The sequence below is a fragment of the Streptomyces sp. A18 genome (assembly GCF_059026065.1).
In genome coordinates this window covers 103,415-127,420 of the sequence record NZ_JBWLKL010000005.1, presented here as the reverse complement: position 1 = coordinate 127,420, position 24,006 = coordinate 103,415, and the positions used below count along the sequence as shown (strand labels likewise).

Below are 24,006 nucleotides of genomic sequence, written 5' to 3'. Positions count from 1 at the left end.
CCCCGAGCGGCGATCAGCGACCCCAGGAGCGTACGGGCCCACCGTCATCGGCATGGAGGGTGCGACCCGCGTGAGGCCGCCTTCGCCAAGTGGCTCGTCGACAGGCCCGCCGCTGAGGCGGTCCACGATCTCAAGACGACCGGAGACGGCCTACGCACGCCGATCGCACCGGGGGCACCGTGCGGCCGTTCGCGCGCTACCCCCGGCGGTGTGGAACGGCGTCAGTCCTGGTGGACGATGTTCGTGCCGGGACCGCCGGAGAGGGTGTCCTGGCCCGCGCCGCCGTACAGCTCGTCGTTGCCGCTGTTCCCGTAGATCGTGTCGTTACCGCTGTTGCCGTATAGGACGTCGTTGCCCTTGCCGCCGTACATGAAGTCGTCGCCGGCTCCGCCGCGGATCGTGTCGTCGCCGTCACCGCCGGACAGGCTCTGCCTCTCGGCGCCGCCCTGGATCACGTCGTCGCCCGCGCCGCCGTCGACAGAGCTGTCGTCACCCTCCGAGTAGATCGTGTCGTCGTCGTTGCCGCCCTGCGCGATGCTGCCGTCCGAGGCGTGGAGCGTGTCGTCGCCGTCACCGCCGCCCACCACGCCCGCCTCACCCACCGTGAGGTCGTCGTCGCCCGTCCCTCCGCGGACGGAGTTGCCGTCGACGCCGCCCGTGTGGGTCCAGGTGTCCTTGCCCTCACCCAGGTCGGCCGAGGTGAAGTAGTACGCCTGGTCGGTGTTGTTGGCATAGGCGACGGCGTCGTCACCGTCGCCGAGAGCCAACTTCAAGGTGGCGTACGGATCCTGGGTCTCCAGCGTGGCGACCGTGCAGGAGACCTTGGTGCGGTCCGCGCTGTCGGGGTAGGAGCAGCCCTCGCCCGCGCTGATCGCGACGGCGTCGTCGATCACGTAGGTGACCTCTTCGGATCCGTCGGACATCGACGCGGTGACGGTCACCTCGTTGGTCTGGCCGAGGGCTGCCGTGTAGAGGATGCCGTGATCGCTCGCGCTGAACGCGGCGGTCGCCTCCGGCGCCACGGCACCGGCGGTCCCCGCGAGGACGAACGGAGCGGCCAGCCCCGTACCGAGAGCCAGCGTCACTGCCGACGCGGTGCGGACGACCCGGCGGCTGATGGGGTGAGAGGGCATGGCAAAACCTCCGTGCGACGTATGTGGTGCTTGCAATTACGTGTGACCGACGGGGTTTGCGGTTGGTTGTAACGCGGATCGCGGGGGAGGAATGCGCGAATTCCCGATCCGCATTCTGAACTCGCCACTGACCAGCGGAGTTTGACTGCTCATCAGTGCGGCGGCAATTCGAAGTACGGCTCAGTTGGGTTGAAATTCATGATGGCGATGCGGCTTCGCGGCGTCGCACGTACAGGACCGTGCCGCCCGCCAGGACCACGACCCCGGTGCCCGTGAGAGCGCCGAGCAGACCGAGACCGGGGGCGTCCGTGGGCGAGGCGGCCGCGTTCTCGATGTTCGGGGTGGCGTCGGCCGCGGAACGAGCGCCGGTTGACGGCTCGCCACCGTGCTTGTCGTGGCCCTCGTGGCCCTCGTGGCCCTCGTGGCCGTCATGGCCGTCTTGGCTTTCGTGGCCCTTGTGGACCGCTTCCGCCTCGGTGTTCTCCTCGCCCGCGCCCAGCCCGCTCACCTCGGCGCCGGACCGTTCACCACCGGTCAGTCCGGTCACCTCGCCGTTGCCGCCGTCGAAGACCACGTCCGAGCAGGAGAAGAAGTTCTCCTGGCTGTCGGAGCGGATCCACTGGACGAACAGGATGTGCTGACCGGTACGTTCGGGCAGTTGCAGGTCCCAGTAGTAGTGGCCCGCCTCGCTGCCCGGTCCGCCTTCCTGCGGCGGGTCCTGGACGGTCCGGACGTTCTCCAGGTCCGACCAGCCCAGCGGCTGTGCCGGGTCGAAGCCCTCCTTGGTGATGTAGACCTCGAACTTGCCCGGGTGATGGGCCCAGTTGCTGTAGTTCACCTCGATGGTGGCGCCGGCGGTGAGATGGGTGACGGGCCAGTCGATGCGGGTGGCGTTGTACGGGGAGAAGTCGTAGGGGCTGCGGTCGCCCGCGCTGCACAGCGTGCCGTCCTCGACATAGCCCTCGCCGCGGCCACCCGCGTTCGAGTCGAGTACCGCGAACCAGTTGTACAGCGGCGTGGTGCCCGCTTCCTCCACCGCCGCCCTGCAGGCGGGGTTCGTCGGCATCTGGGTGGAGGAGTTGGCGAGCAGATCCTTGTAGCACAGGTAGGTGCGCGACCCGGGCACCATGGCCACGCCATGTGCGGCGGCGGTGCCCGGGACGGCCAGCACGGCCGCGGCGGCGATTCCGGTGGCGCCTGCGAGAGAGGCCAGGCGTCTGACGCGCACCGAGTTCCGTAAGCGGGACCGGACTCGGCAGGGCACAGGGGAGCGGGGGATGGCGGCCATGGGAACGTCTCCTTCGGGTCCTTCGGGGGTGCCGATTCGGGGGGTCCGATTCGGGGGTCCGATTCGGGAGTTTCCGATGAGTGGCTCGCCCCGTGGTCGCTGCCGGGCCCGGAAAGGTTGCCGCGCCGGGCCGACGACCTGGGCGGCCCCCGCGATCCGCGACCTGCCCCCGTCGTCACACCCCCTCAGTCCAGGTCGGACATGTCGAGCACGAAGCGGTACCGGACGTCATTGCGCCCGAGCCGGTCGAGGGCCTCGTTCACGCGGGCCGACGGGAGCAGTTCGATGTCGGCGGTGATGCCGTGCTCGGCGCAGAAGGCCAGCATGGCGGCCGTCGCCGGCCTTCCGCCGCTGCCCGCGGAGCTCAGCCGCTTGCGTCCGACGAGCAGGTCCATGGTCTCCACGGTGACGGGGCCGAGGTGCCCGAGGTGGCTGAGCGTCCCGTCCATCGCGACCAGGCGCAGGTAGGGGCCGAGGTCGTGCGGGGCGGCGATCGTGTCGATGACGACGTCGAACCGGTCACGGGCGGCGGCCATGCGGTCGGGATCGGTGGAGACGATCACCTCGCGGGCCCCGAGGCGGCGTGCGTCGTCGGCCTTGTCGGGCGAGCGGCTGATGACCGAGGTCTCGGCGCCGAGCGCCACGGCGATCTTGACGGCGAGATGGCCCAGACCGCCCAGGCCCGCTACCGCGACGCGGGTGCCAGGACCCACGCCGAGCGACCGCAGCGGTTCCCAGACGGTGATCCCGGCGCAGAGCAGGGGAGCTGCGGCGGCCGGGTCCAGGCCCGGGGGAAGCGGGTGGGCGAACCCCGCTCGTACGACGTACTCGCGGGCGTAGCCGCCCTGGGTGGTCGAACCGTCGTGGCGGTCGAGGCCGCCGTAGGTCAGGGTCGGGAACGCGTGGCAGAAGTTTTCCTGGCCGGCCCGGCACATGGCGCACGTGCCGCACGAGTCGACGATGTTGCCCACGGCGACCGCGTCGCCGACGGCGAAGCCCGTGACCTCGGGCCCCGTCTCGGTCACCACGCCCGTGAACTCATGGCCCGGTACCAGGGGTTGGCCGTCTTCGCGGGCCTGGAGGGAGTGCAGGTCGGTGTGGCAGACCCCGCAGTAGTCCACCCGGACCGCGAGGTCGTCCGGGCGCAGGTCGCGCCGCTTCAGCGGCATCCGCCGCAGCGTCGCCGCCGGTCCCTCGGACGGCCCGTCGGCTTGCAGGCTCACAGTGGTCCTCACGGGAGTTCCTCCTCAGACAGACTGTTCGGTCTATTTGGAGAGTAGGCCTCTGCGGGCCGCCAGGCAAACCAACTGTTCTGTTCGGTAGCCTGGCGGGCATGGCCGATCAGCCCCTGACCACGCGCGGAGCCGCGACCTACCAGCGCCTTCTCGATGTGGCGACCCAGGAATTCGCCGAGCACGGGATCGCCGGGGCGCGCATCGAGCGGATCGTGGCCGCCGCGCGCACGAACAAGGCGCAGCTCTATGCCTATTTCGGCAACAAGGAAGGGCTCTTCGACGCCATCTTCTTCGGTTCGCTGGAGCGAATCGTGAACGTCGTCCCGATCGACGCCACGGACCTCGCGGACTGGGCGGTGCGCCTCTACGACGAGTATCTGCGCCGCCCCGATCTCATCCGGCTCGCCACCTGGGCGCGCCTGGAGCGCCGGCCGACGGGTCACCTCGTCGACGACCCCGACCGCCTGGGCGACCGCAAGCTGCGCGCCATCGCCGAGGCGCAGGCCGCGGGCCTGGTGCGCGCAGGGGACCCGTTCGACGTGATGGCCATGGTCATCGCCATGTCGATGGCGTGGTCCCCGGTCAGCAATGTCTACGCCGCGACCGTCGATGAGCCGGCGGAACTGCACGAGCAGCGTCGCGCGCTGCTCCACGAGAGTGTCCGGCGCGCCATGGTCGACGACTAGCCGGCCGGGGGCTGTCGGACCCCTGTCGGGGCTGTCGGGGATTGTCGGACCGCTGTCGGTGACCTGTCGGCGGTGCCTGACACCTTCCGAGGAACGGCCGCCGGGGCTCACCGGACGGCTCGACCCGGAGGAGTCACCATGCACACCCCCGTCACGATCATCGGCGCCGGACTCGGCGGCCTCACGCTGGCCCGCGTACTGCACGTCCATGGAATCCCGGCCACGGTCTACGAGGCCGAGGCGTCCCCCGCGGCGCGCGCGCAGGGCGGGATGCTCGACATCCACGACTACAACGGACAACTCGCCCTTGTGGCAGCCGACTTGATGGACGAGTTCCGTGGCCTGATCCTGGAGGGCCGCCAGGCCATGCGGCTCTTCGACCCGGACGGCACGCTCCTGCACGAGATGGCCGACGACGGCACGGGCGGACGCCCCGAGGTGCAACGCGGCGAGCTGCGGCAGGTCCTGCTCGACTCGCTCCCGGCGCACACCGTCAGGTGGGGACACAAGGTCAGCGGCGCCCGCACCGTCGGCGACGGCCGCCACGAGGTGACGTTCGCCGACGGCAGCACCGTCGTCACGGGCCTGCTGGTCGGCGCGGACGGCGCTTGGTCACGGGTCCGACCGCTACTCTCCACCGCCACACCCGCGTACATCGGCAAGTCGGTCGTCGAGACCTACCTGTTCGAGGCTGACACCCGGCACCCCGTCGCCGCGCAGACGGTCGGCGGCGGGGCGATGATCGCGCCCACGCCGGGCAGGGAGATCTTCGCTCACCGGGAGAGGGGCGACACGCTGCATGCCTACGTGGGCCTGTTCGAGCCGCGGGAGTGGTTCGCCGCCATCGATTTCACCGATGCCGCCGCGGCCACCGCGCGGATCGCGAAGGAGTTCGAGGGCTGGGCGCCGGAACTCACCTCGCTCATCACGGACACCGATGTCCCGCCCATTCTGCGTACCCTCTACGCCCTGCCGGACGAGCACCGGTGGAACCGGGTACCGGGGGTGACCCTGCTCGGCGACGCCGCCCACCTCGCGGCCCCGAACGGCGAGGGCGCCAACCTGGCCATGCTCGACGGGGCCGAACTCGGCAAGGCCCTCGCCGCACGTCCCGACGACATCGAGACCGCGCTCACCGAGTACGAGCAGGCCATGTTCGCCCGCAGTGCGGAGCCCGTCACCTTTGGAGGCGCGGAGATCCACGGGATCGACTCCGAGAACAACACGGCCCAGGCCATGCTCAAGATGATCGCCGAGGAGGGTCGGCCGGCGACGTGAGCCCGAACCGTGTGCGGCCCCGTCAGGGGACGCGCACCAGGTGCACCGCCGCGCTCGCCCAGTCGCCGGGCGGCAGTTCGGGCCGCAACCCGTAGCCGCTCAGCACCGCCGCGGAATGCACCGCACCCGTGCGGGCGTCGCGGTAGCGGGCGGAGGGATCGAGCCCGGCGAGACGCAGAGACGGGCGTGCGGCACCATGCCGGGGGGCCCGCTGCCAGACGAGGAGCAGCGCCTCGCTGCCGTCCGCCGCCGTGTACTGCACCGCGGCCGGGCCAGGCAGTAGTCGGCGTACGCGTCGAAGCAGGTCGAGAGCGCCGCCCGGTCGGCCAGCCATCTGCGGGCTCGTGCTCGCGCTGTGTTGACCGGCGACAGCGGCATCGGGTGTGGGTGGGTCGTCCCGGCATCAGGTCGTCACGCGCGATCCGTTGCCCGGACGCCGTGCGCACAGAGTGACCTGGTCGTCAGCCTGTACGTGGCACAGGCCGCGGGCCAGGTGACGAGGCGCGGCATGGCCCTGCAGGCGTCGTACGCGTGTGAGCGGTGCACGGTCGTGTTGCTGAAACGGCAAGGGCGCTTGCCGAACTGCTAGTGCCTGGCGCACGGTGTCCGCATGACTGAGACGAAGAAGAGAGACATCGCCACCGCCCCGCACGCAGGTGCCGGCGCGGATGTCGACGCAGACGTGGATGTACTGGTGGTCGGGGGCGGCGCGGCCGGTCTGTCGGCCGCGTCGACCCTGTCCCGGGCCAGGCGCTCGGTGCTGGTGGTCGACTCCGGGGAGCCGCGCAACGCTCCCGCCGACGGGGTGCACGGGTTCCTCTCCCGCGAGGGTCTCCCGCCGGGCGAGCTCCTTGAGATCGGCCGCGACGAGGTCGCCGGGTACGGCGGGCGGATCGCGTCGGACCGGGTCACGGGTGTCCGCCGGGTCGGCGAGCGTTTCGTCGTGGACACCGCGGGCGGTCGCAGCCACGGCGCGCGACGCCTGCTGGTGACGACGGGGCTCGTCGACGAGCTCCCCGATGTCCCCGGCGTACGCGAGCGGTGGGGCCGTGACGTGCTGCACTGCCCGTACTGCCATGGCTGGGAGGTGCGCGACGAGCCGATCGGCGTCCTGGCGACCGGTCCGATGGCGGTGCACCAGGCGCTGCTGTTCCGTCAGTGGTCGCCGGATGTGACCTTGTTCCTGCACACCGAGGGTGAGCTGACCGAGGAGCAGTGGGAGCAATTGGCCGCCCGTGGCATCGCTGTCGTCGACGGTGAGGTGGCCGGCCTCGACGTCGAGGATGATCGGCTCTCCGGGGTACGGCTGGCCTCGGGCAGCCGCGTCCCCGTGCGGGCTCTCGCCGTGGCCCCGCGGTTCGAGGCACGCGGCACGATGCTCGCGGGGCTCGGCCTGACGAGCGTGAACCACCCGATGGGCGTGGGGAGTTACGTGGAGGCGGACGCGGCCGGATTCACCGGGGTCGAGGGGGTGTGGGCGGCGGGAAATGTCACCGACCCGATGGCCGGAGTCGTGGTGGCCGCCGCCGCCGGTATGAAGGCCGCGATCGCGATCAATGCCGATCTCGTGACCGCCGACACCGTGGCGGCGGTGTCGGTCCGGCGCGCCCCGGAGGTCTTCGGACCGGCGGCGGAGTCGGCCAACTGCCGCCAGGTGCTGGGGGAACGGCGGCACGGTCTCGAGTCCGTCCTGGCCGGAGGAGAGGCGCGCCGTCGCGGCAACAGGGGGGAGTGAGGGGCCCGGACGGGGACCGCAAGGGCGGTGGCGCTATCCCGTTGAAGGCTGTCATGAATGCCACTGGGAGGCGACGGCAGGCACGGATAGCTTCGGCGGTGATCCCGGCACGGACCGGGCGCGCACCACCGCTGAAGGAATCTCATGCAGGCCACCATGACCTATGTCGCGCCGATACTGATCGGCGTCCTCTACGCCCTCGTGATGTCCCTCATCCGCGAACCGAACCGGCGCCGATTCAACGCCATCATGGTGGCCGGGGCAGGCGCGGCCTATCTGAGTGGCGGCGGCCTGGGAGGTTGGGAGTTCCTCTTCGCGGCCGCCGTCACCTTCTGCGCCTACCGGGGCCTCGAGTCCTGGACCTTCATCGGCATCGGCTGGCTGCTCCACACCGGCTGGGACCTGCTCCACCACGTCAAGGGCAACCCGATCATCCCCTTCGCCCACGACTCGTCCCTGGGCTGCGCCATCTGCGACCCGGTCATCGCGCTGTGGTGCCTGCGCGGCGGACCCTCCCTGATCAGCCTCGTCCGCGACCGGGCCGCGCGGGCGCGGCGACCGGTGGCGCAGCCGTGAGAGGCGCCGCCGCCGCGTTCATCGAGTCCATGTAGCCTTCACCGGCGCGCTCTGCCCCTGGGTGCCCCGTTGTGTCTCACCGCTGCGCCGAGGACTTGTCCCATGCCTCAGACGAACCTGCCCGAAGAGCTGCATCCGGAACTCCCCGAGTCGTTGCAGGACATACTCGACCGTCAGCAACTGCACGCCGCTCTCGAGTGGTTGGAGACCAATCCGCCGCACGTCATCGCCGATGAGCTCGGCCGGATGGACGCGGTCGACGCGGGCATGGCCTTCCGGCTCCTCGACAAGGACCGGGCGCTGACCGTCTTCGAGGAGCTGGAGCCGGTCGACCAGCAGCAGATCCTGGAGGGGCTGCGCGATCACACCTTCCTGGAGCTCGTCGAGGGCATGGACCCCGACGACCGGGCCAGGATGCTGCGAGAAGCCCCCGCCAAGGTCGCCAAGCGGGTGCTCGCGGGACTGAGCCCGCACGAGCGGCGGATGACCTCCGCGCTGCTCGGCTATCCGGAAGGCTCCGTCGGCCGCTACATGACCCCCGAAGTCGTGGCGCTCGGCCAGGACCTCACCGTGCAGCAGGCGTTGGACGTCGTACGCGAGAAGGGCGGTCAGGCCGAGACGGTCTACACGCTGCCGGTCGTGGACCACGGCAGACGCCTCACCGGCATCGCCGAGCTACGCGAGCTGGTGCTCAGCCCGCCGGAGACGATGGTCTCCGCGCTGGTCGTCACCGAACCGGCATCCGCGTACGCCAACGACTCGGCCGAGCGGGCGGCCCGGCTGATGCGCGAGACCAACGACCTGAACCTGCCGGTCGTCGACAGCGAGAACCGGCTCGTCGGGCTGCTCACCATCGACGACGCGCTCGAAGTCATCGAGGCCGCCGACTCCGAGGACATGGCCCGGCAGTCGGGCGCGGCGCCGTGGGCCGGGCACTACATGGCCGCGACGGTCTGGCAGCTCGCGCGCTACCGGGCGCTGTGGCTGAGCCTGCTGCTCGTCGCGGCGACCCTGACCGTCAGCGTGACGCAGTCCTTCGAGGGCACCCTGGAGAAGGCCGCGCAGCTCGCCATGTTCATCCCGATGCTCATCGGCGCGGGCGGCAACGCAGGCGCCCAGGCCGCGACCGCGTGCGTACGGGCCCTTGCCGTCGGCGAGGTGCGCGGCTCGGACCTGCTGAAGGTCATATGGCGGGAGTGCCGCGTCGGCCTGGTCCTGGGCTCGTTGCTCGCGGTCGTCGGCATGGTTGTGGGCGCGCTGTTCGTCAGCGCGAAGATCGCCCTGGTGGTCGGGATCACCCTGGTGGTCATCTGCGGCTGGGCGGCGACCATCGGCGGCACGATGCCGCTGCTCGCCAAGCGGCTGCGGATCGACCCGGCGGTGGTGTCGGCGCCGATGGTCACCACACTGGTCGACGCCACCGGTTTGATCATCTACTTCATGACGGCGAAGGCCGTTCTGGGGATCTGAACTGCGAGCGCTCCACCAGGGCAGTTGTGGCGCCGTGACCGGTCTTACCGGATTCCGTTACGCGCTCTCCGGGTGATCGCAATGTCGGGTGCATACGTTTATGTTCCTCATGGGGCGACTCGTCGCACCGTGTGGACCGCGTACTGACCGACACCCAAGGGGATCACTGCCGTCATGCGAAACACCCGCCGCCACAGCCTTCCGCGCGCCGCCGCCGTCACCGCTCTCGTCGGAGCGGTCCTGCTGATTCCCGCCACCGCCGCGCTCGCCGACGGGCACGGCCCCGAGCCCGTCCCGGCGCAGGCCGCGGCCAAGCCCGCCCCCGCCACACTCACGGCGAAGGCTTCCGTCCCCCATGTCCGTGCCTGGCAGGAGCTGCGCATCACGGGCAAGGCGACCGGGCTCAAGGCCGGGAGCAAGGTGACCCTGCAGCAGAAGCAGCACGGTGCATGGAAGTCGCTGCCCGCCAGCACGGTCACCAACGCGTCCGGGAGCTACGGCCTGCGCGCCAAGCTCGGCCTCAAGGGCAAGAACGAACTGCGTGTGGCCAGTGGCGCCACGGTCTCGCCGGTCGTGACGGTGACCGTCAGCTGACCTGGGGCGGCCTGTGTCCCAGGGTTTGGCGTGTCAGGCCTCCGGCGCGCGAACGACGAGCAGGTGGTAGTCCATGTGGTTGCGGCAGAAGGAGCGGTAGGGGGCCATGAGCGGATCGGTGTGGGCCAGGGCCTCCTTGCCGAACCGCTCCTCCATCTCGCCGCGCCGATCCTCGTAGAGCACGCACATGAGCTCGCCGCACAGCGCGGCGTTCGCGGTCATGTCCCGTACGGACTCGAGGTGGAAGCCGGTCTGTCGGAGCTCGTCGGCGAGGGTGGCGAAGGAGGTGAGCGGGGGGCAGGACCACATCCGCGTATAGGCCGCCACCTCCTCGGCGGTGGGGCTGCCACGCAGGGTGAACTCCGTGAACAGGAGCCGCCCGCCGGGACGCAGCACCCGCAGGGCCTCAGCCAGCCCTGCGGGTCGGTCCGAGAGATGGGGGATGCAGTCGATGGACCACGCGGCGTCGAACGCCCCGTCCGCGTAGTCCAGTCGCATGGCGTTGCCGTAGGCGAAGTCCACGCGCTCGGTGAGGCCCTGGACCGCGTGGCCCCGGGTGGTGAGACGGTCCTGACACCGCGCGAGCTGGCTTTTGCTGACGTTGATGCCGGTGACGCGGGCGCCGGTGCGCTCGGCGAGGCGGACGGCCGGCCCGCCGGTGCCGCAGCCGATGTCGAGAAGATGCTCGTGGGGTGCCAAGTCGATGGTGTCGACGAGGAATTCGGTCTGCCGGTCCTGGGCGAGGTCGGCCAGCGCGGTCAGTGTGGTGACGGGCGGGCGCTCGCCGTGCGGCGCGTACATGCCGATGTGGAGGGCGGTCGAGCCGAGCGTCATGGCGAGCATGTCGCCGAACTGGTCGTACATCGCCCCGACTTCTTCGGGGGTGGGGGCCGTCGTGCCGCGTGCGTCTCGGTCTTCCACGGTCATGGTGCATCCCTTTCGGCGACGGTGGTCGGTCAAGGAATCGCGTTCGAGAAGCTCGGACGCTAGCACCGGGCGGAGTCAAGGGTGGAGCCCCGAAAGCGCCAAGCAGCTCAGGTGTTCAGTAGACCCGTGGCGCAGCTGCCCGGCGCCTGCGACGGCGAGCGCGCCCCCGAGGCGTTCATTCACGCTCTGCGGGTGCCTGTGGCCGGGCGGCGGTGTTCTCGGCCTCGGCGTGCGCGTCGACCTGCCGTCCCACCTCACGTGCCTCGTCGGTCAGCATCCGCAGCCTGGCCTCGGCCTGATCGGCGCGGGCCTGGAGGCGGGCCGTGTCGTCGGCGATGACCTGGCAGGCCAGATCCATCGCGGTGTCCACATCCTCGGCGGAACCGTGCTCCGCCAGCTCCTCCAGTGCGCTCTTGACCGCGGGGATGCCGCCGCGGTGATGGATGTCGTTCCAGAACTCATAGTCCATCGGGGCAGTTTGCCGGATCGCGGACGGCGGAGCGAACCGCGGCGGTCACCAAGGCCCCACCCCTCCGAGCAGCCGCCCGGCTGAGGCGCAGGACCCGGCGCGCTGGTCCCGCGGGCTCGGCAGGACTTCACGGCAGGCGATCGCCGCGCGGTCGGTGGCCTCGGAGCACAGGCGGCAGTGCTCGTGCGTGAAGGGCGCGGGGTGAGGCGATCGCGGCGCACGGCCGTCCGCCGAATCGTCCCGGTGGACCCGGACCTCCCACGCCCATCATGTGGTGCGCATCACACGGCTTTTGCGCATCGCCGGGAACTCTTCCGCCCCGCCGGCCGACTCCTGCACCGGCCCGCTGTGGCCGTCCCGCACCACACTTCGCCCAGTTCATCCAGGAGAGCAGCTCATGTCCGCCGAACCCACACTCCTCGCCCCGGACGACGGGCAGGAGACCCAGGGAGCGCCGCCCTCCGCAGGACGGACCGGATGGGCGTCGCTGCGTCCGCTCGTACTGCGACTGCACTTCTACGCCGGGGTACTCATCGCCCCCTTCATCCTGATCGCCGCCGCCACGGGTCTCCTGTACGCCTGCTCGTACCAGGCCGAGAAGATCGTGTACTCCCACGAACTGCGCGTCCCCGTGGGCGAGAACAAGGCGGAGCTGCCGATCTCGAAACAGGTGGCGGCCGCCCGCAAGGCACACCCCGAGGGCACGGTCAGCGCGGTGCGGCCCTCGCCGGAGGACGGCGCGACGACCCGGGTGCTCCTGGCCGGAACGCCGGGCGTCGACGCGGACCACACCCTGGCCGTGTTCGTGAACCCATACAACGGCGAGGTGCGCGGCGCGCTGGAGCAGTACGGCTCCACCGGCGCGCTGCCGCTGCGTACGTGGATCGACGAGCTCCACCGCGATCTGCACCTGGGTGAGACCGGTCGGCTCTACAGCGAACTCGCCGCGAGCTGGCTGTGGGTGATCGCGGGCGGCGGTCTGGTGCTGTGGTTCGGGCGGCGGCGTTCCCAGCGCAAGCTGCGCGGGGCCACCGGCCGTCGTCGCACGCTCTCGCTGCACGGTTCGGTGGGTGTGTGGGCCGCCGTCGGACTGATCTTCCTGTCGGCGACGGGGCTGACCTGGTCGACGTACGCGGGCAAGAGCGTCGGCGACCTGCGCGAGGCCATCGGGCAGACGACGCCCGTCCTGACGGCCGTCGCGGGCGGCGGGGAGCACGCGGGCCACGGCGGATCGGGCTCGGCGGGAGAAGCGGGTGGCGACGGTGTCGGGCTGGATGCCGTCCTGAAGGCGGCCCGTGCCGAGGGGCTCTCCAACCCGGTGGAGGTCGTGCCGCCCGCCGACGCGTCGTCCGCGTACGTCGTCCGGCAGATCCAGCGCAGCTGGCCCGAGAAGCAGGATTCCGTCGCCGTCGACCCGGCCACCGGTGAGGTCACCGAAGTGCTGCGGTTCGCCGACTACCCCGTGCTCGCCAAGCTGACCCGCTGGGGCATCGACGCGCACACCGGCACGCTGTTCGGGCTCGTCAACCAGATCGCCCTCGCCGTTCTCACCCTCGGCGTGATCCTGATGATCGTGTGGGGCTACCGCATGTGGTGGCAGCGCGGGCGCGGCAGCTCCTTCGGGCGGCCGATGCCGCGCGGGGCGTGGCGACACGTACCGGCGTACGTCCTGGTCCCGCTGATGGCGGCGGTCGCGGTGCTCGGCTACTTCGTGCCGCTGCTCGGCATTCCGCTGGCGGCATTCCTCGCCGTGGACATCGCGTTGGGGGAGATCGCCTACCGGCGCGGCAGGCGCACCTACGCCTGAGCCCGTTCAGTCGTGGGTGGCCGCGCCGCTGAGGCGGTGGTCGGCGAGATCGAGGATCTCGCCGACCACGCGGCGCAGGTGCCCTTCGGGCGGGCCGTAGATCATCCGTCGCCCTTCCTTGCGTACGGACACGAGCCCGGCGAGGCGTAGTTTGGCCAGATGCTGACTGACCGCCGGGCGGGCCGCGCCGCACGCGGCCGTCAGTGTCGTGACGTCGGCCTCGCCCTTGCCGAGGGTGTGCAGCAGGGCGAGCCGGGTGCGGTCGGCGAGAAGGCCGAGTACCTCGGCCGCGTGGGAGAAGTGCTCGGCGCTCGGATCTCGCGGGTGCGCATCGTGCGCAGGTGATAGGTGCATGCGTGCGCTCATACGCACATAATGGGTGCGGGCGCCTCGCGGTGTCCACTTGCCCGTCCCGCGTCGGAAGGCCGTACTCGTGAGTGAGCAGCACGGACACCCGCACCCTCCGCACGAGCACCACCACCATCATGGCCACGCCCCTGTTCATGAGCCCGGCGGCGCGGGGCGGTCGGCCCGGTGGCGGCACACGGCCGGGCACGTACTGAAGCCGCACTCGCACGGGGCCGCGGACAAGGTCGACCCGGCGCTGGAATCGTCCGCGCGCGGCATGCGCGCTCTGTGGATCTCGCTGGCCGTCCTGGGCGTGACGGCAGTGGCTCAGGCGGCGATCGTGGTCCTCACCGGCTCGGTCGCGCTCCTCGGCGACACCGTGCACAACGCGGCGGACGCGCTGACCGCGATCCCCCTCGGCATCGCCTTCGTCCTGGGCCGGCGGGCCGCCACCCGCCGCTTCACGTACGGCTACGGCCGCGCCGAGGATCTCGCGGGGATCGTCATCCTCCTGACGATCGCCGCGTCCGCGGCCTTCGCAGCCTGGGCGGCGGTCGACCGGCTGCTCGACCCCCGCGCCCTGGACCACCTGTGGGCGGTGGCCGCCGCTGCCGTCATCGGCTTCGTCGGCAATGAGTGGGTCGCCCGCTACCGCATCCGTGTCGGCCGCGAGATCGGCTCGGCCGCTCTGGTGGCCGACGGCCTGCATGCCCGTACGGACGGATTCACCTCTCTCGCCGTCCTGTTCAGCGCGGGCGGCGCGGCCCTTGGCTGGCGGCTCGCCGACCCGATCGTGGGCCTGCTGATCACCGCGGCGATCCTGGTGGTCCTGCGCGACGCGGCGCGCGAAGTCTTCCGCCGGGTGATGGACGCCGTCGACCCGGCCCTGGTCGACGTGGCGGAGGAGGCGCTCCTGACGGTTCGTGGTGTACGCGGTGTGGGCGAGTTGCGCCTGCGCTGGATCGGGCACCGCCTGCGCGCCGAGGTGGCGGTCGTCGTCGACGGGGAGTTGTCCGTGCGGGAGGCACACGAGCTCGCGGTCGACGCGGAGCATGCCCTGCTGCACGCGGTGCCGAAGCTGACCGCCGCGCTGGTGCACGCCGACCCGGCGGCCGTGCCCGGAGTCCCGGACCCGCACCGGGTCCTTGCGCATCACGGGGTGTGAGCGGAGGCAAGCCGCAGGAGTGCGCGCTCCGGCGCTGATCCGGCAGCGGCTACTATCTGCGGCCATGGCGTCAGGTCTGCGGGACACGGTGCACGGAGAGCGGCGGACCGCCGCGCGCTGGGCCGTGTTCGGGATCGGCCTGGCCACCCTCCTTGCGGTCCTGTGCGTGTGCTTCGGCTCCGCGGCCCATCATGACGACGCGTTCGCCCGCAACATGGTCTCCGTCTCGGTCTCGGTCTCCGCTGAAAAAGCCTCCTTGGGCCACAGCTGTCCGCCCGGCGACCGGTGCGCCTCGGCCACGCACGCCGCGGCCATCGCGCTCCCGGCACCTGAACCGTCGGTGCCGACCACGCTGGGGGAGGCGGGACTGCCCGCGGCCCCGGCCACGCCACATCCCGTGGCGCGGGAGCCCGTTCACCGTCACGCCCCGGATCTCCACGTCCTTCAGGTGCAGAGGACCTAGGCCACACCTCCGCGCGCCCCGCACCCGTCCGGTCACGGACATGTCCTCCCGCGGTCGCGCGCATGGGCCGATCACCTCACACACCATCCCCCTCACCACCGCCGGGCCCCGGGCCTGGCGGGGACAAGGACATCCCCGGACATGGTCACCTCCAAGACAGGCAAGAAGGCCGCGGTCTCCGCCGAACGCAAGGCCCGCATCCAGGAATTGCGCCGTGCCGAGCAGGCGCGCGACCGGCGCAACCGCGTCATCGCCATCGCCGCGGGCGTGGCGGTACTGGCCGGGCTCGCCGGATTCGGCTCGTACGTCCTGCTCGACGCGTCGGAGAAGAAGGACAAGGAGAAGGCTGTCGCCCAGGCGCCGGTCAGGGGAGAGAAGACCTGGGACGCGAAGAAGCTGGGGCGCAACCATGTCGCGAAGAAGGTCGACTACCCGATGACCCCGGCAGCGGGTGGCGACCACAGCCAGGCGTGGGCCAACTGTCAGGGCGATGTGTACGACAAGCCGCTGGGCGAGGAGAACGCCGTCCACTCGCTGGAGCACGGCGCCGTCTGGATCACGTACAACGACAAGGCGTCGGCAGCCGACATAAAGACGCTGAGCCGGAAGGTCAGCACGACGCCCTACACCCTGATGAGCCCCGTGAAGGAGCAGAAGGGCGCCCTCACGCTCACCGCGTGGGGCCGACAGCTCACCGTGACCAAGGCGTCCGACCCCCGGGTCGAGCAGTTCCTTGGCAAGTACGTCCAGGGCGAGCAGACTCCCGAGCCTGGTGCGGCCTGCACGGGTGGGGTCGGACCGGCGTGAGGGAGAGCCGCTGAGGGGCGAGCGCTTGAGCGTGAGCGACCGGGCGGGTCGGGAGAAGTCGACCACTCGGCCGCTCCGGTCGGGTGCCATCGAAGAGCGGTACGCCTAGTCTCTCTGGTGTGCTGAGCATCGTTGACGATCTGGCCGGGTTCGGACCGCTGCGGATGTGCGCCCACGCGCCGTCGGCCGACGGTCCCGACGACTCCGACGACCTGACCGGTCTGCGCGTGCTCCTTGTCGCGGACGTTCTGGCCCGCGTCGTCGAGCTGCGCGGCCGGACCGTCCTCATCGGGTGGACCTGCCCACCGGCGGCGTCGGCCGACGCCGCCGGTATCCGTCCGGCCGACGCCCACGGCAGCCCCGACGAGATCGCCGAAGCTCTCGGCGGGCCCCCGGCGGTGCACCTCACCAGCAGTACGTACGCGGGGGCGGGCGGCCTGTCCCTGCACATCGGCGCAGCCGCCGCCACGGGAGTCGCGGACGACGACGAGAACCGGGACGAGGGCGGGTCCGAAGAGGGGGACGCGCTCGCCCTGCGGTTGCTCCTGCTCGGCCACCCGCACCACGAACCCGTCGTCGTCACCAGGGAAGCCGTCGGCGCCGCCGCCGAGCGGCTCGCCAACTGGCGTAAGGCGGTGGCCGCTTGGGCCGATGAGCCGTCCAAGGCGATGCCCTCCGGCTTCGTTGACCGGGCACGCTCCGCCTTGGAGAAGGGGCTCGACACCCCGGCGGTGCTGCGGCTCCTCGACGATCTGGCAGCGGCCGTCGACGTGCCGGGCGGTGCGAAGTTCGAGACGTTCGCCCACCTCGACCGCGTACTCGGTCTGGAGGTCGTCCGGGATGTCGGCCGCTCGCATTCCGCCGAGGTGTACCGGTGACCTGACCTGACCTGACCTGACCTGACCTGACCTGACCGACCGGCTCGGGCTGCGGCAGCCGACGGCCGGCCGACAGGGTGCGGAGGCTCGGCTACCGCTTGGAGGCGGTCGGCTTACCCGGCTGCTGCCCCAGCATCTGCTCCAGCATCTGCCCCATGGCGGCCACCACGGACGGCTCGACGCGGTAGTACACCCAGGTCCCCCGCCGCTCGGAGGCCAGCAGGCCCGCTTCCTTGAGCTTCTTGAGGTGATGGCTGACGGTGGGCTGGGAGACACCCACGTCGGAGATGTCGCACACGCAGGCCTCGCCGCCCTCGTGCGAGGCGACCAGTGAGAACAGGCGCAGCCGGACCGGGTCGCCCAGCGCCTTGAACATCGCGGCGGTACGGACCGCTTCCTCGGCGGAGAGGGGGCGCTCGGCGAGCGGCGGGCAGCACGGAGCCACGGCCGTTGTCATGTCGGCCGGCTGCACACGCACCTTCGTATTCGACATGCATCTATGTTGACACATGTCTAAGCAGACTCCCAGTGGAGCTAATGGCCGTCCTCTGTATCGATGGATGTCTATGTTGACGCCCGTCGAAACAGGTGGGATGCTGGTCGTGAAAGTCATCGATGGATGTCGAATCAATGAGGAGTCGCTGTGACTGTGCCTACGGCCGAGGTGCCGCCCACCGTCCTGCCCGCCGTGGTCATCGGAGCCGGCCCGATCGGTCTGGCCGCCGCCGCCCACCTCGTCGAGCGCGGCATCGAACCCCTGGTCCTTGAAGCCGGACCGGCCGCGGGCAGCGCCGTCCGCGAGTGGAGCCACGTCCGCCTCTTCTCCCCCTGGGCCGAAGTCGTCGACCCCGCAGCAGAGAAGCTCCTGGCTCCCACCGGCTGGGGGAAGCCGGACGGCACGACCTACCCCACCGGCGGCGACTGGGCCGGTGCCTACCTGGAACCGCTCGCGGACGTGCTGGGGGAGAGGGTCCGCTTCGGGGCGCGGGTCACCGGTGTGTCCCGGCTCGGGCGTGACCGCGTCGTGGACGCCGACCGGGAGCGGCAGCCCTTCACCGTCCACGTCACGTACGCAGACGGCACCGAGGAGCGGCTCACCACCCGCGCCGTCATCGACGCGTCCGGCACCTGGTCGACGCCCGGCCCCATCGGCGGCGACGGACTCCCCGCCCTCGGCGAGCGGGCCGCGGTCCCTCGCGTCTCGTATCGCGTCCCCGACCTCAAGGACCCGTCCGTACGCGCCCGTTACGCGGGCAGGCGCACCGCGGTCATCGGCTCCGGGGCCTCCGCGTTCACGGCGCTCGCGTCCCTCGCGGACCTGGCGAAGGAGGCGCCCGGCACGCACGTGGCATGGATCCTGCGGCGCGGGATCGGCGGCTCCACCTTCGGCGGCGGAGAGGCCGACCAGCTGCCCGCCCGCGGGGCGCTCGGCCTCGCGGCCAAGGCGGCCGTCGACGAGGGGCACGCCGACGCCGTCACCGGATTCCGTACGGCGGCGATCGAGAAGGACGGCGAGCGGCTGGTCCTGGTGGCGGAGGACGGCCGCCGCCTGGCACCGGTCGACGAGGCCATCGTCCTCACCGGCTTCCGCCCGGACCTCTCCTTCCTCGCCGAGCTGCGCATCGGCCTGGACGAGCGTCTCCAGGCCCCGGTCGCCCTCGCCCCGCTGATCGACCCCAACGTCCACTCCTGCGGCACCGTCTATCCGCACGGCGTGGGAGAGCTCTCCCACCCGGAGCGCGACCTCTACCTCGTCGGCATGAAGTCCTACGGCCGCGCCCCGACGTTCCTCGCCATGACCGGCTACGAACAGGTGCGCTCCATCGCCGCCGCCCTCGCCGGTGACCAGGAGGCCGCCGAGCGCGTGGAGTTGACCCTGCCGGAGACCGGAGTCTGCGGTGGAGCGGGCCTGTTCGACGAGCCGGATGCCGCCGAGTCCGAGGAGGGCGGCGGCTGTTGCGGCGCCCCGGCAACCCTTCAGGTCGGCGCAGCCGCTGGGGGCTGCTGACCCCGGAGGTCGCTTCGCCCCGGCGCTGACGGATGGCGGATCATGGCGGGGTGAACCCCTCGGCCGTCCGCACCATCGAGCACCTCGTGGCCCTCGACGCCACGTCCGGCGCGGCCTCCGCGATGCCCGCGGTGCGCGAGGCCATGCGGAGCGTCCCGGAACTGTCCGCCGACCCCCGGACCATGGGGGCTCTGCTCGGCCATGGCACCGACCGGCTCGCGGAACTGGCCGAACTGTGCGAGGTCATCGGGTGGATCCTCTTCGACGCGGGCTTCTACCGCGGGGCCCGCCGGATGAACGCACGGGCGCTGGCCCTGGCCGAGCTGTGCGGTGACCGCTGGACGGCCCGCTTCGTCCTCCTGAACGACAGCATGCTCAAGGCGCACACGGGGGCGCCGCGCACCGCCCTGGAGTCCGCGGACCGCGTGGGCGGGGCGCGAGCGCTCCCGGCCAGGGTCAGCAGTCTCGTCCTGATCCGTCAGGCCCACGCGACCGCCATGCTGGGTGGCCACCGGGAGTCCACGGATCTGATGGCCCGCGCCCAGAGCCGGTTCCTGGACGGCGTCTCGCGCCACGATCCGCCCTGGGCCTGGTGGATCGACCGGACCGAGCTGCTCGGCCACCAGGGCTGGGTCCTCGCCCGGCTGCACCGATGGGACGAGGCCATCGCCCTCCTGCACGAGGCGGCCACCGCACCCGGCCCCGCCTACCGGAACCTGTTCACCGCACAGCTCCTCGCGGCCCTGTCCCGTGCCGGAGCGTGGAGGGAGACGGCGGACCTCATCGCCGAGGTCGCTCCCCGCGCCGACCGCATCGGCTCCGTACGGGCGACCCAGACCCTCGGGCGGACGGCGTCCTACCTGCTCGGGAGTCCCGGAACCCCGGCGCCGCTGCGGGAGGCGGCAGCGTTCCTGCTGGAGTCCCTGCCCGCGCGGGAGTCACCCGCTCTCCTCCACGGTCTGTGACGCCCTGACGTCGACCACGATCTTTCCGCGGACTCCGCCCGCCTCCAGCGCCCGGTGCGCACCGGCGACGTCCGCCAGCGGGTACACCGAGTCCACGACCGGCCGGATCGCTCCGCTCTCCGTCAACCGGGTCAGTTCCGCGAACAGTTGATGGCCCGGGTTGCCGCTGAAGAACCGCACGCGTCGCGGACCGAACACCGCGGACCCGACGATGTAGGAGAGCGACGCGGCCATGCGGCCGGCGTCGAAGGTCACCGACACCATGCGGCCGCCCGGCGCCAGCAGCCGGCGGTACGCGCCGAGCTCCGTGCCGACCGTGTCGAGTACGACGTCGAAGGGGCCGAGGTCGGCCGCCCCGGTGGTCGCGTAGTCGAAGGCCTCGTCGGCTCCGAGCTCCCGGGCGAGGTCGAGGTTCTTGGCCCCCGCGAGCGCGGTGACGTGCGCGCCGTAGGCCCGCCCGAGCTGGACGGCCACGCTCCCGACGCCGCCGCTCGCGCCGCGTACCAGCAACCGCTCACCCGCCGCGAGACGGGCCTTGTCGCGCAGCGCCGTGATCACCGTCGTGCCGACGCCGGGCAGGGCCGCGGCCCGCACCGGATCGAGACCGGCCGGTGCGAAAGCCAGCTGCCGCGGGCGTACGATCACGAACTCCGCCGCGCTGCCGAAGCCTTGGGACCGCGCCAAGGCCCCCCACACCCGGTCGCCCGCCGAGAGGGCGGGCATCGGCGAGCCCACGGAAGCCACCTCACCGGCGAAGTCGATCCCCGTGCGCTTGGGGAACCCGCGCCCGGCCAGTCCCGTCACCAGCCGGACCCTCCCTGACCTGCCCAGCAGCTCACCGCCGTTCACGCTGGCGGCGTGGACGCGCACCAGCACCTCACCCGGCCCCGCGACCGGCTTCGGCAGCGTGCCCGCGTACAGGACCTCCGGCGAGCCGTACCTGTCGTACAGTGCCGCGCGCATGTCACTCATCGTTTCCCTGTCTCCATCTGTGGCCGCCGGACATCACTGTCAGCGACGCTAACGCGCTAAACGGAGAGGGCCGTCCACTTGAGCTAATGTGAGAAACATGCCTGCTGATTCCTCTCGCATGCGGCCTCGGACGCGGCCCACCACGGACATCGCCCCGGCCGCGGAGGCGGGCGCGGGGCTGCGCGCGGACGCGCTCCACAACCGCCGACGGGTCCTGGAGGCCGCCCGCGAACTGTTCGCCGCGCGCGGCCTCGACGTGCCGATCGCCGCCATCGCCCGCCGGGCAGGCGTCGGCGTGGCCACGCTCTACCGCCGGTTTCCCACGCGGGACTCCCTGGTCACAGAAGTCTTCGCGGACCAGCTCGCGACGTGCGTGGCGGTCGTCGACGACGCCCTCGTGGACCCCGACCCCTGGCACGGGTTCCGCACGGTCATCGAGAAGGTGTGCGCCATGCATGTGGCCGACCGCGGATTCACCGCGGCGTTCCTGACGGCGTTCCCGGACGCGATCGACTTCGAGCGTGAACGCGTACGCGCCGAGCGGGGTTTCGCGCGGCTGGTGCGCCGCGCGCAGGAGGCCGGACGCCTGCGGGCCGACTTCGATCCCGCGGACCTGCCGCTTCTCCTCATGGCCAACAGCGGCATCTCCGCATGCTCCACCGACTCGGCGCCGGCCGCGTCCCGCAGATTCGTCGCCTACCTGCTCGACTCCTTCCGCGCCGACCGCAGCGCCCCCGCGGAACCCTTGCCGTCGCCGGTTCCCCTGGACTTCCGGCACATGGGGTCCCGGGGCTGAGACGGCTCTGGTGGTCAGGTCTGCGGGGCCCTGCTCGCCGACCGGTCCCGGCCGGCGACCGGCACGTCGAGCGGGCGGGCGAGGCCGACCACTCCTTCGTCCAGGCGCTGCAGATGGCGCAGGACGCGGTAGGTGACGGTGCCCGAGCGGGGGGCGCCGGAGCCCTCGGCCTCCAGCATCGAGGCGATGCTGGCTCCCGACTCGACCTCGCCCGTGGCCTTGTCGTCGTCCACGTACCCGGCGATGACCTCGATGTTGCGGGCGATACGCAGGCCGGCCCGCTCCAGACGGGGATCGGCCGCGACGTTCTTGCTGTACGGCACGAGCTCGGCCGTCGCCGCCAGGGAACGGGCGTGGTAGGCGCAGGTCTCCAGGAGCGCCACGAGATAGCGGGCGGTCCTGCGGCGGCCGCGCAGCGGGGTGATCGGGTGGGTCAACGGCTGGACGGAGGCGCGCAGATCGTCGAGCGCGGTGTCCAAGTCCCGTGCCTTGTCCAGGAGATCGGCCGCCGGGCCGCCACTGAGCTGCTCGACCGAGGCGGAGATGACGTCCGCGAGCCGGGTCAGGACCGTGTTCAGGAGTTCGTCGGTGCGATGGTCGGTGCGCACCGGAAGCACGAGGACCGCCGCGATGATGCCGCAGGCGGCCCCGAGCGCCGTCTCCTCGATGCGCAGCCAGAGCACGGCCAGGCTGTAGGTGTTCAGGAGCGTGTAGAGCAGGCCCAGCATCGCCGTGACGAAGAAGGACATCAGGGCGTACGACAGGGGAGCGGTGAAGAACATCGCGAAGATGAAGACCAGGACGAGCGCGAACGCGACCCAGGTGTGGTTGCCGACCAGACCCGCCAGGGCCACACCGGCGACCACCCCGAGCACCGTGCCGAGCAGCCGTCGATAGCCCTTGACCAGGATCTCGCCGGTGGACGCGGTGTTGAGGAACACCACCCAGCAGGTGAGCACCGCCCAGTACCAGCGCTGCGTGGAGAGGAACTCGCCGCCGATGATGGCAAGCGTCGAGCCCACCGAGACCTGGAACGCGGCCCTGGTGGTGGGGCGCCGCAGCCCGGTGCGGTCGTCCGCGCCGGCTTCGGCGGCCTCCTCGGCTCCGGCGATCGCGATGTCCTCGGCGTCGAACTCCTCGCGGGAGCGGGTCGTGGCCGGTGAGTCGTCGGACTCGTCCTGGGGGCCGTCGAGGGCGAGTCGCAGGCCGAGGATGGCGCGTGCGGCCTCACCGATTCCGCGGAAGACGTCCTGGACCGCCGCCGATGCGCGGGGCAGATTGTCCTCGTCGCGGTAGCCGAGCAGCCTGTTGCGCACGTGGGCCAGGCCCGTGCCGCGGTTGTCGGCGACCGGGCGGCCGACGAGCAGGTGCAGCGCGTTGAGGTCACGGCGCAGGGTGACCGTCGCGTCGTCCTCGGCGCGGATGCGCGTGCCCGTCGCGGGGACGGGCGCGTGCGGCAGGTGCAGAGTGAGGGTGTCCGCGCGTTCGGCGCTGCGCGCGTTCAGGAGGAGTACGCCGAGACGCTCGGCCGCGATCTCCGCGTCCGCCACGCGGCGTTGGACCAACGTCGCCGTGGCCGCGTCGGGGGTGCCCTCCTCGAGGCGGTCCTGGATCATCAGGGCCGTCTCGTGCAGTCGCGCGGTGCCGCGGCGCAGCTCGTCGAGGACCTTCTCCAACTGCTCCGGCGCGGCGTCGAGCAGCTCCGTCTGCGTGGCCACCAGCTGCGCGAGCCGCGCTCGGAACGCGACCCGCAGCCGCGCCAGATCGCGCCCGGGAGTCTCCGGCACGACAGCGAACCGTACGACGGCGCTGCATACGAAGGCGACAGCGAGGGACAGGCAGAGGCCGGGCAGGGCGGCGGTGGTGGCGCCCACGAACAGCGAGACGAAGTAGACCTGAAAACCCATCAGGCCAAGGGCGGTGCCCCGGTCGCCGAACCGGCGGCTGTAGACGGCGCCGAAGATCAGCGCGACGAAGAAGATGTCACCCGCGACGACCTGGTCGTGCAGCAGCGCGCCCAGGATGATCGCCGTGAGCGCGACGGGCAGTCCGAGCGCGAGCGTGATCGCCTGGCCGCGCACCTCCTTCTCCTTGATGGCGAAGGTGGAGACCATCGCGGTCATGGCGCCGGCGACCATGTGCGTGACGTCCGTGCCGAGCAGCGCGAGGACGACGAGGGTGAGGGCGATCGCGCCGACCGTCCGCAGCCCCGCCATCAGGCGCAGGAGTCCGGGGTCCGACGCCACGAAGCGGTCCCATGTGCCGGTCCTGGTCCGCCGTCTCACTGCGCTCACACCCTCATCGCCGCTGTTCAGGCCGGATTCTGTCATGGCGGGGTGCAACCGGGGCTTGAGGGTTCACAGCGTGATACGCCCGGTGCGCCGACCGGGATCGGGGCGAAGTCTC

24 protein-coding genes are annotated in these 24,006 nt (G+C 71.5%); 14 read left to right on the top strand and 10 right to left on the bottom strand.

What is annotated here, in order from left to right:
* Positions 1 to 221 precede the first annotated feature (221 nt).
* The 3 genes from AC5P1C_RS10675 to AC5P1C_RS10665 all read right to left on the bottom strand — a co-directional run bounded on the left by AC5P1C_RS10675 (position 222) and on the right by AC5P1C_RS10665 (position 3,656).
* Positions 222 to 1,133 (bottom strand): calcium-binding protein, encoded by a 912-nt coding sequence (locus AC5P1C_RS10675; protein ID WP_493865487.1) that lies wholly within the window; start codon positions 1,131 to 1,133, stop codon positions 222 to 224.
* A 196-nt stretch (positions 1,134 to 1,329) separates the two neighbouring features.
* A complete protein-coding gene (locus AC5P1C_RS10670) occupies positions 1,330 to 2,421 on the bottom strand; it encodes a lytic polysaccharide monooxygenase auxiliary activity family 9 protein (RefSeq protein WP_493865486.1) in 1,092 nt (363 codons plus the stop codon).
* A gap of 185 nt (positions 2,422 to 2,606) precedes the next feature.
* Complete coding sequence (locus AC5P1C_RS10665) at positions 2,607 to 3,656, bottom strand: NAD(P)-dependent alcohol dehydrogenase (RefSeq protein ID WP_493865485.1); 1,050 nt, start codon at positions 3,654 to 3,656, stop codon at positions 2,607 to 2,609.
* Between the two features lie 98 nt (positions 3,657 to 3,754).
* On the opposite strand from AC5P1C_RS10665, the gene AC5P1C_RS10660 reads away from it, so the two are divergent.
* Positions 3,755 to 4,342, top strand: coding sequence for a TetR/AcrR family transcriptional regulator (locus AC5P1C_RS10660; protein ID WP_493865484.1), 588 nt, complete (start codon positions 3,755 to 3,757; stop codon positions 4,340 to 4,342).
* Positions 4,343 to 4,480: 138 nt separating this feature from the next.
* A complete protein-coding gene (locus tag AC5P1C_RS10655; RefSeq protein ID WP_493865483.1) occupies positions 4,481 to 5,620 on the top strand; it encodes an FAD-dependent oxidoreductase in 1,140 nt (379 codons plus the stop codon).
* A 22-nt stretch (positions 5,621 to 5,642) separates the two neighbouring features.
* Here the strand turns inward: AC5P1C_RS10655 and AC5P1C_RS10650 are convergent, their stop codons facing one another.
* Complete coding sequence (locus AC5P1C_RS10650; protein WP_493865482.1) at positions 5,643 to 5,954, bottom strand: GH36 C-terminal domain-containing protein; 312 nt, start codon at positions 5,952 to 5,954, stop codon at positions 5,643 to 5,645.
* 276 nt (positions 5,955 to 6,230) lie between these two features.
* Between AC5P1C_RS10650 and AC5P1C_RS10645 the strand changes: the two genes are divergently transcribed.
* From AC5P1C_RS10645 to AC5P1C_RS10630, 4 genes are all read left to right on the top strand, one after another.
* Positions 6,231 to 7,355, top strand: a complete 1,125-nt coding sequence (locus AC5P1C_RS10645) for an NAD(P)/FAD-dependent oxidoreductase (RefSeq protein ID WP_493865481.1) — start codon at positions 6,231 to 6,233, stop codon at positions 7,353 to 7,355.
* Positions 7,356 to 7,511: 156 nt separating this feature from the next.
* Positions 7,512 to 7,931 carry a DUF6010 family protein gene (locus tag AC5P1C_RS10640; protein WP_493865706.1) on the top strand — a complete coding sequence of 140 codons (420 nt, stop codon included), beginning with the start codon at positions 7,512 to 7,514 and terminating at the stop codon, positions 7,929 to 7,931.
* 102 nt (positions 7,932 to 8,033) lie between these two features.
* Positions 8,034 to 9,401: a magnesium transporter gene (mgtE, locus tag AC5P1C_RS10635; protein WP_493865480.1), complete on the top strand. Its 1,368-nt coding sequence runs from the start codon at positions 8,034 to 8,036 to the stop codon at positions 9,399 to 9,401.
* A gap of 174 nt (positions 9,402 to 9,575) precedes the next feature.
* Positions 9,576 to 9,995, top strand: a complete 420-nt coding sequence (locus AC5P1C_RS10630) for a hypothetical protein (protein ID WP_493865479.1) — start codon at positions 9,576 to 9,578, stop codon at positions 9,993 to 9,995.
* Positions 9,996 to 10,028: 33 nt separating this feature from the next.
* Here the strand turns inward: AC5P1C_RS10630 and AC5P1C_RS10625 are convergent, their stop codons facing one another.
* Both AC5P1C_RS10625 and AC5P1C_RS10620 read right to left on the bottom strand, forming a co-directional pair.
* Positions 10,029 to 10,922 (bottom strand): SAM-dependent methyltransferase, encoded by an 894-nt coding sequence (locus AC5P1C_RS10625; protein ID WP_493865478.1) that lies wholly within the window; start codon positions 10,920 to 10,922, stop codon positions 10,029 to 10,031.
* 175 nt (positions 10,923 to 11,097) lie between these two features.
* Positions 11,098 to 11,391, bottom strand: a complete 294-nt coding sequence (locus tag AC5P1C_RS10620) for a hypothetical protein (protein ID WP_493865477.1) — start codon at positions 11,389 to 11,391, stop codon at positions 11,098 to 11,100.
* A 397-nt stretch (positions 11,392 to 11,788) separates the two neighbouring features.
* Here AC5P1C_RS10620 and AC5P1C_RS10615 point away from each other — a divergent pair, with 397 nt between their 5' ends.
* Positions 11,789 to 13,198, top strand: a complete 1,410-nt coding sequence (locus tag AC5P1C_RS10615; RefSeq protein WP_493865476.1) for a PepSY-associated TM helix domain-containing protein — start codon at positions 11,789 to 11,791, stop codon at positions 13,196 to 13,198.
* Between the two features lie 6 nt (positions 13,199 to 13,204).
* Here the strand turns inward: AC5P1C_RS10615 and AC5P1C_RS10610 are convergent, their stop codons facing one another.
* A complete protein-coding gene (locus AC5P1C_RS10610) occupies positions 13,205 to 13,564 on the bottom strand; it encodes an ArsR/SmtB family transcription factor (protein WP_493865475.1) in 360 nt (119 codons plus the stop codon).
* A gap of 67 nt (positions 13,565 to 13,631) precedes the next feature.
* On the opposite strand from AC5P1C_RS10610, the gene AC5P1C_RS10605 reads away from it, so the two are divergent.
* The 4 genes from AC5P1C_RS10605 to AC5P1C_RS10590 all read left to right on the top strand — a co-directional run bounded on the left by AC5P1C_RS10605 (position 13,632) and on the right by AC5P1C_RS10590 (position 16,859).
* Positions 13,632 to 14,711 carry a cation diffusion facilitator family transporter gene (locus AC5P1C_RS10605; RefSeq protein WP_493865474.1) on the top strand — a complete coding sequence of 360 codons (1,080 nt, stop codon included), beginning with the start codon at positions 13,632 to 13,634 and terminating at the stop codon, positions 14,709 to 14,711.
* A 64-nt stretch (positions 14,712 to 14,775) separates the two neighbouring features.
* On the top strand, positions 14,776 to 15,174 hold the full coding sequence (locus AC5P1C_RS10600; RefSeq protein WP_493865473.1) for a hypothetical protein: 399 nt from the start codon (positions 14,776 to 14,778) through the stop codon (positions 15,172 to 15,174).
* 141 nt (positions 15,175 to 15,315) lie between these two features.
* Complete coding sequence (locus AC5P1C_RS10595; RefSeq protein ID WP_493865472.1) at positions 15,316 to 15,981, top strand: thioredoxin-like domain-containing protein; 666 nt, start codon at positions 15,316 to 15,318, stop codon at positions 15,979 to 15,981.
* A gap of 119 nt (positions 15,982 to 16,100) precedes the next feature.
* Positions 16,101 to 16,859 (top strand): hypothetical protein, encoded by a 759-nt coding sequence (locus tag AC5P1C_RS10590; protein WP_493865471.1) that lies wholly within the window; start codon positions 16,101 to 16,103, stop codon positions 16,857 to 16,859.
* Positions 16,860 to 16,950: 91 nt separating this feature from the next.
* On the opposite strand, the gene AC5P1C_RS10585 is transcribed toward AC5P1C_RS10590, so the two are convergent.
* Positions 16,951 to 17,352 carry an ArsR/SmtB family transcription factor gene (locus AC5P1C_RS10585; RefSeq protein WP_493865470.1) on the bottom strand — a complete coding sequence of 134 codons (402 nt, stop codon included), beginning with the start codon at positions 17,350 to 17,352 and terminating at the stop codon, positions 16,951 to 16,953.
* Between the two features lie 150 nt (positions 17,353 to 17,502).
* Between AC5P1C_RS10585 and AC5P1C_RS10580 the strand changes: the two genes are divergently transcribed.
* Together AC5P1C_RS10580 and AC5P1C_RS10575 are read left to right on the top strand one after the other, a co-directional pair.
* Positions 17,503 to 18,867, top strand: coding sequence for an NAD(P)-binding domain-containing protein (locus tag AC5P1C_RS10580; RefSeq protein ID WP_493865469.1), 1,365 nt, complete (start codon positions 17,503 to 17,505; stop codon positions 18,865 to 18,867).
* A 50-nt stretch (positions 18,868 to 18,917) separates the two neighbouring features.
* The gene (locus tag AC5P1C_RS10575) at positions 18,918 to 19,832 is read left to right on the top strand and encodes an NsdA family TPR-like regulatory protein (protein WP_493865468.1); all 915 of its coding nucleotides are present in this window, start codon (positions 18,918 to 18,920) and stop codon (positions 19,830 to 19,832) included.
* Here the strand turns inward: AC5P1C_RS10575 and AC5P1C_RS10570 are convergent.
* Positions 19,806 to 20,795, bottom strand: coding sequence for an NAD(P)-dependent alcohol dehydrogenase (locus AC5P1C_RS10570; RefSeq protein ID WP_493865467.1), 990 nt, complete (start codon positions 20,793 to 20,795; stop codon positions 19,806 to 19,808). The two genes, AC5P1C_RS10575 and AC5P1C_RS10570, sit on opposite strands and share 27 nt — an antisense overlap.
* Positions 20,796 to 20,901: 106 nt before the next feature.
* Here AC5P1C_RS10570 and AC5P1C_RS10565 point away from each other — a divergent pair, with 106 nt between their 5' ends.
* A complete protein-coding gene (locus AC5P1C_RS10565; protein ID WP_493865466.1) occupies positions 20,902 to 21,600 on the top strand; it encodes a TetR/AcrR family transcriptional regulator in 699 nt (232 codons plus the stop codon).
* Between the two features lie 14 nt (positions 21,601 to 21,614).
* On the opposite strand, the gene AC5P1C_RS10560 is transcribed toward AC5P1C_RS10565, so the two are convergent.
* Positions 21,615 to 23,930: an FUSC family protein gene (locus AC5P1C_RS10560; RefSeq protein WP_493865465.1), complete on the bottom strand. Its 2,316-nt coding sequence runs from the start codon at positions 23,928 to 23,930 to the stop codon at positions 21,615 to 21,617.
* Positions 23,931 to 24,006 lie beyond the last annotated feature (76 nt).

Coding starts and splice junctions, on each gene's coding strand:
- AC5P1C_RS10615 (WP_493865476.1), top strand. CDS start 11,789: ATGTCCGCCGAACCCACACTCCTCGCCCCGGACGACGGGCAGGAGACC.
- AC5P1C_RS10650 (WP_493865482.1), bottom strand. CDS start 5,954: ATGGCTGGCCGACCGGGCGGCGCTCTCGACCTGCTTCGACGCGTACGC.
- AC5P1C_RS10600 (WP_493865473.1), top strand. CDS start 14,776: ATGGCGTCAGGTCTGCGGGACACGGTGCACGGAGAGCGGCGGACCGCC.
- AC5P1C_RS10670 (WP_493865486.1), bottom strand. CDS start 2,421: ATGGCCGCCATCCCCCGCTCCCCTGTGCCCTGCCGAGTCCGGTCCCGC.
- AC5P1C_RS10620 (WP_493865477.1), bottom strand. CDS start 11,391: ATGGACTATGAGTTCTGGAACGACATCCATCACCGCGGCGGCATCCCC.
- mgtE (WP_493865480.1), top strand. CDS start 8,034: ATGCCTCAGACGAACCTGCCCGAAGAGCTGCATCCGGAACTCCCCGAG.
- AC5P1C_RS10630 (WP_493865479.1), top strand. CDS start 9,576: ATGCGAAACACCCGCCGCCACAGCCTTCCGCGCGCCGCCGCCGTCACC.
- AC5P1C_RS10640 (WP_493865706.1), top strand. CDS start 7,512: ATGACCTATGTCGCGCCGATACTGATCGGCGTCCTCTACGCCCTCGTG.
- AC5P1C_RS10585 (WP_493865470.1), bottom strand. CDS start 17,352: ATGTCGAATACGAAGGTGCGTGTGCAGCCGGCCGACATGACAACGGCC.
- AC5P1C_RS10565 (WP_493865466.1), top strand. CDS start 20,902: ATGCCTGCTGATTCCTCTCGCATGCGGCCTCGGACGCGGCCCACCACG.
- AC5P1C_RS10625 (WP_493865478.1), bottom strand. CDS start 10,922: ATGACCGTGGAAGACCGAGACGCACGCGGCACGACGGCCCCCACCCCC.
- AC5P1C_RS10675 (WP_493865487.1), bottom strand. CDS start 1,133: ATGCCCTCTCACCCCATCAGCCGCCGGGTCGTCCGCACCGCGTCGGCA.
- AC5P1C_RS10655 (WP_493865483.1), top strand. CDS start 4,481: ATGCACACCCCCGTCACGATCATCGGCGCCGGACTCGGCGGCCTCACG.
- AC5P1C_RS10595 (WP_493865472.1), top strand. CDS start 15,316: ATGGTCACCTCCAAGACAGGCAAGAAGGCCGCGGTCTCCGCCGAACGC.
- AC5P1C_RS10660 (WP_493865484.1), top strand. CDS start 3,755: ATGGCCGATCAGCCCCTGACCACGCGCGGAGCCGCGACCTACCAGCGC.
- AC5P1C_RS10560 (WP_493865465.1), bottom strand. CDS start 23,930: ATGACAGAATCCGGCCTGAACAGCGGCGATGAGGGTGTGAGCGCAGTG.
- AC5P1C_RS10610 (WP_493865475.1), bottom strand. CDS start 13,564: ATGAGCGCACGCATGCACCTATCACCTGCGCACGATGCGCACCCGCGA.
- AC5P1C_RS10570 (WP_493865467.1), bottom strand. CDS start 20,795: ATGCGCGCGGCACTGTACGACAGGTACGGCTCGCCGGAGGTCCTGTAC.
- AC5P1C_RS10645 (WP_493865481.1), top strand. CDS start 6,231: ATGACTGAGACGAAGAAGAGAGACATCGCCACCGCCCCGCACGCAGGT.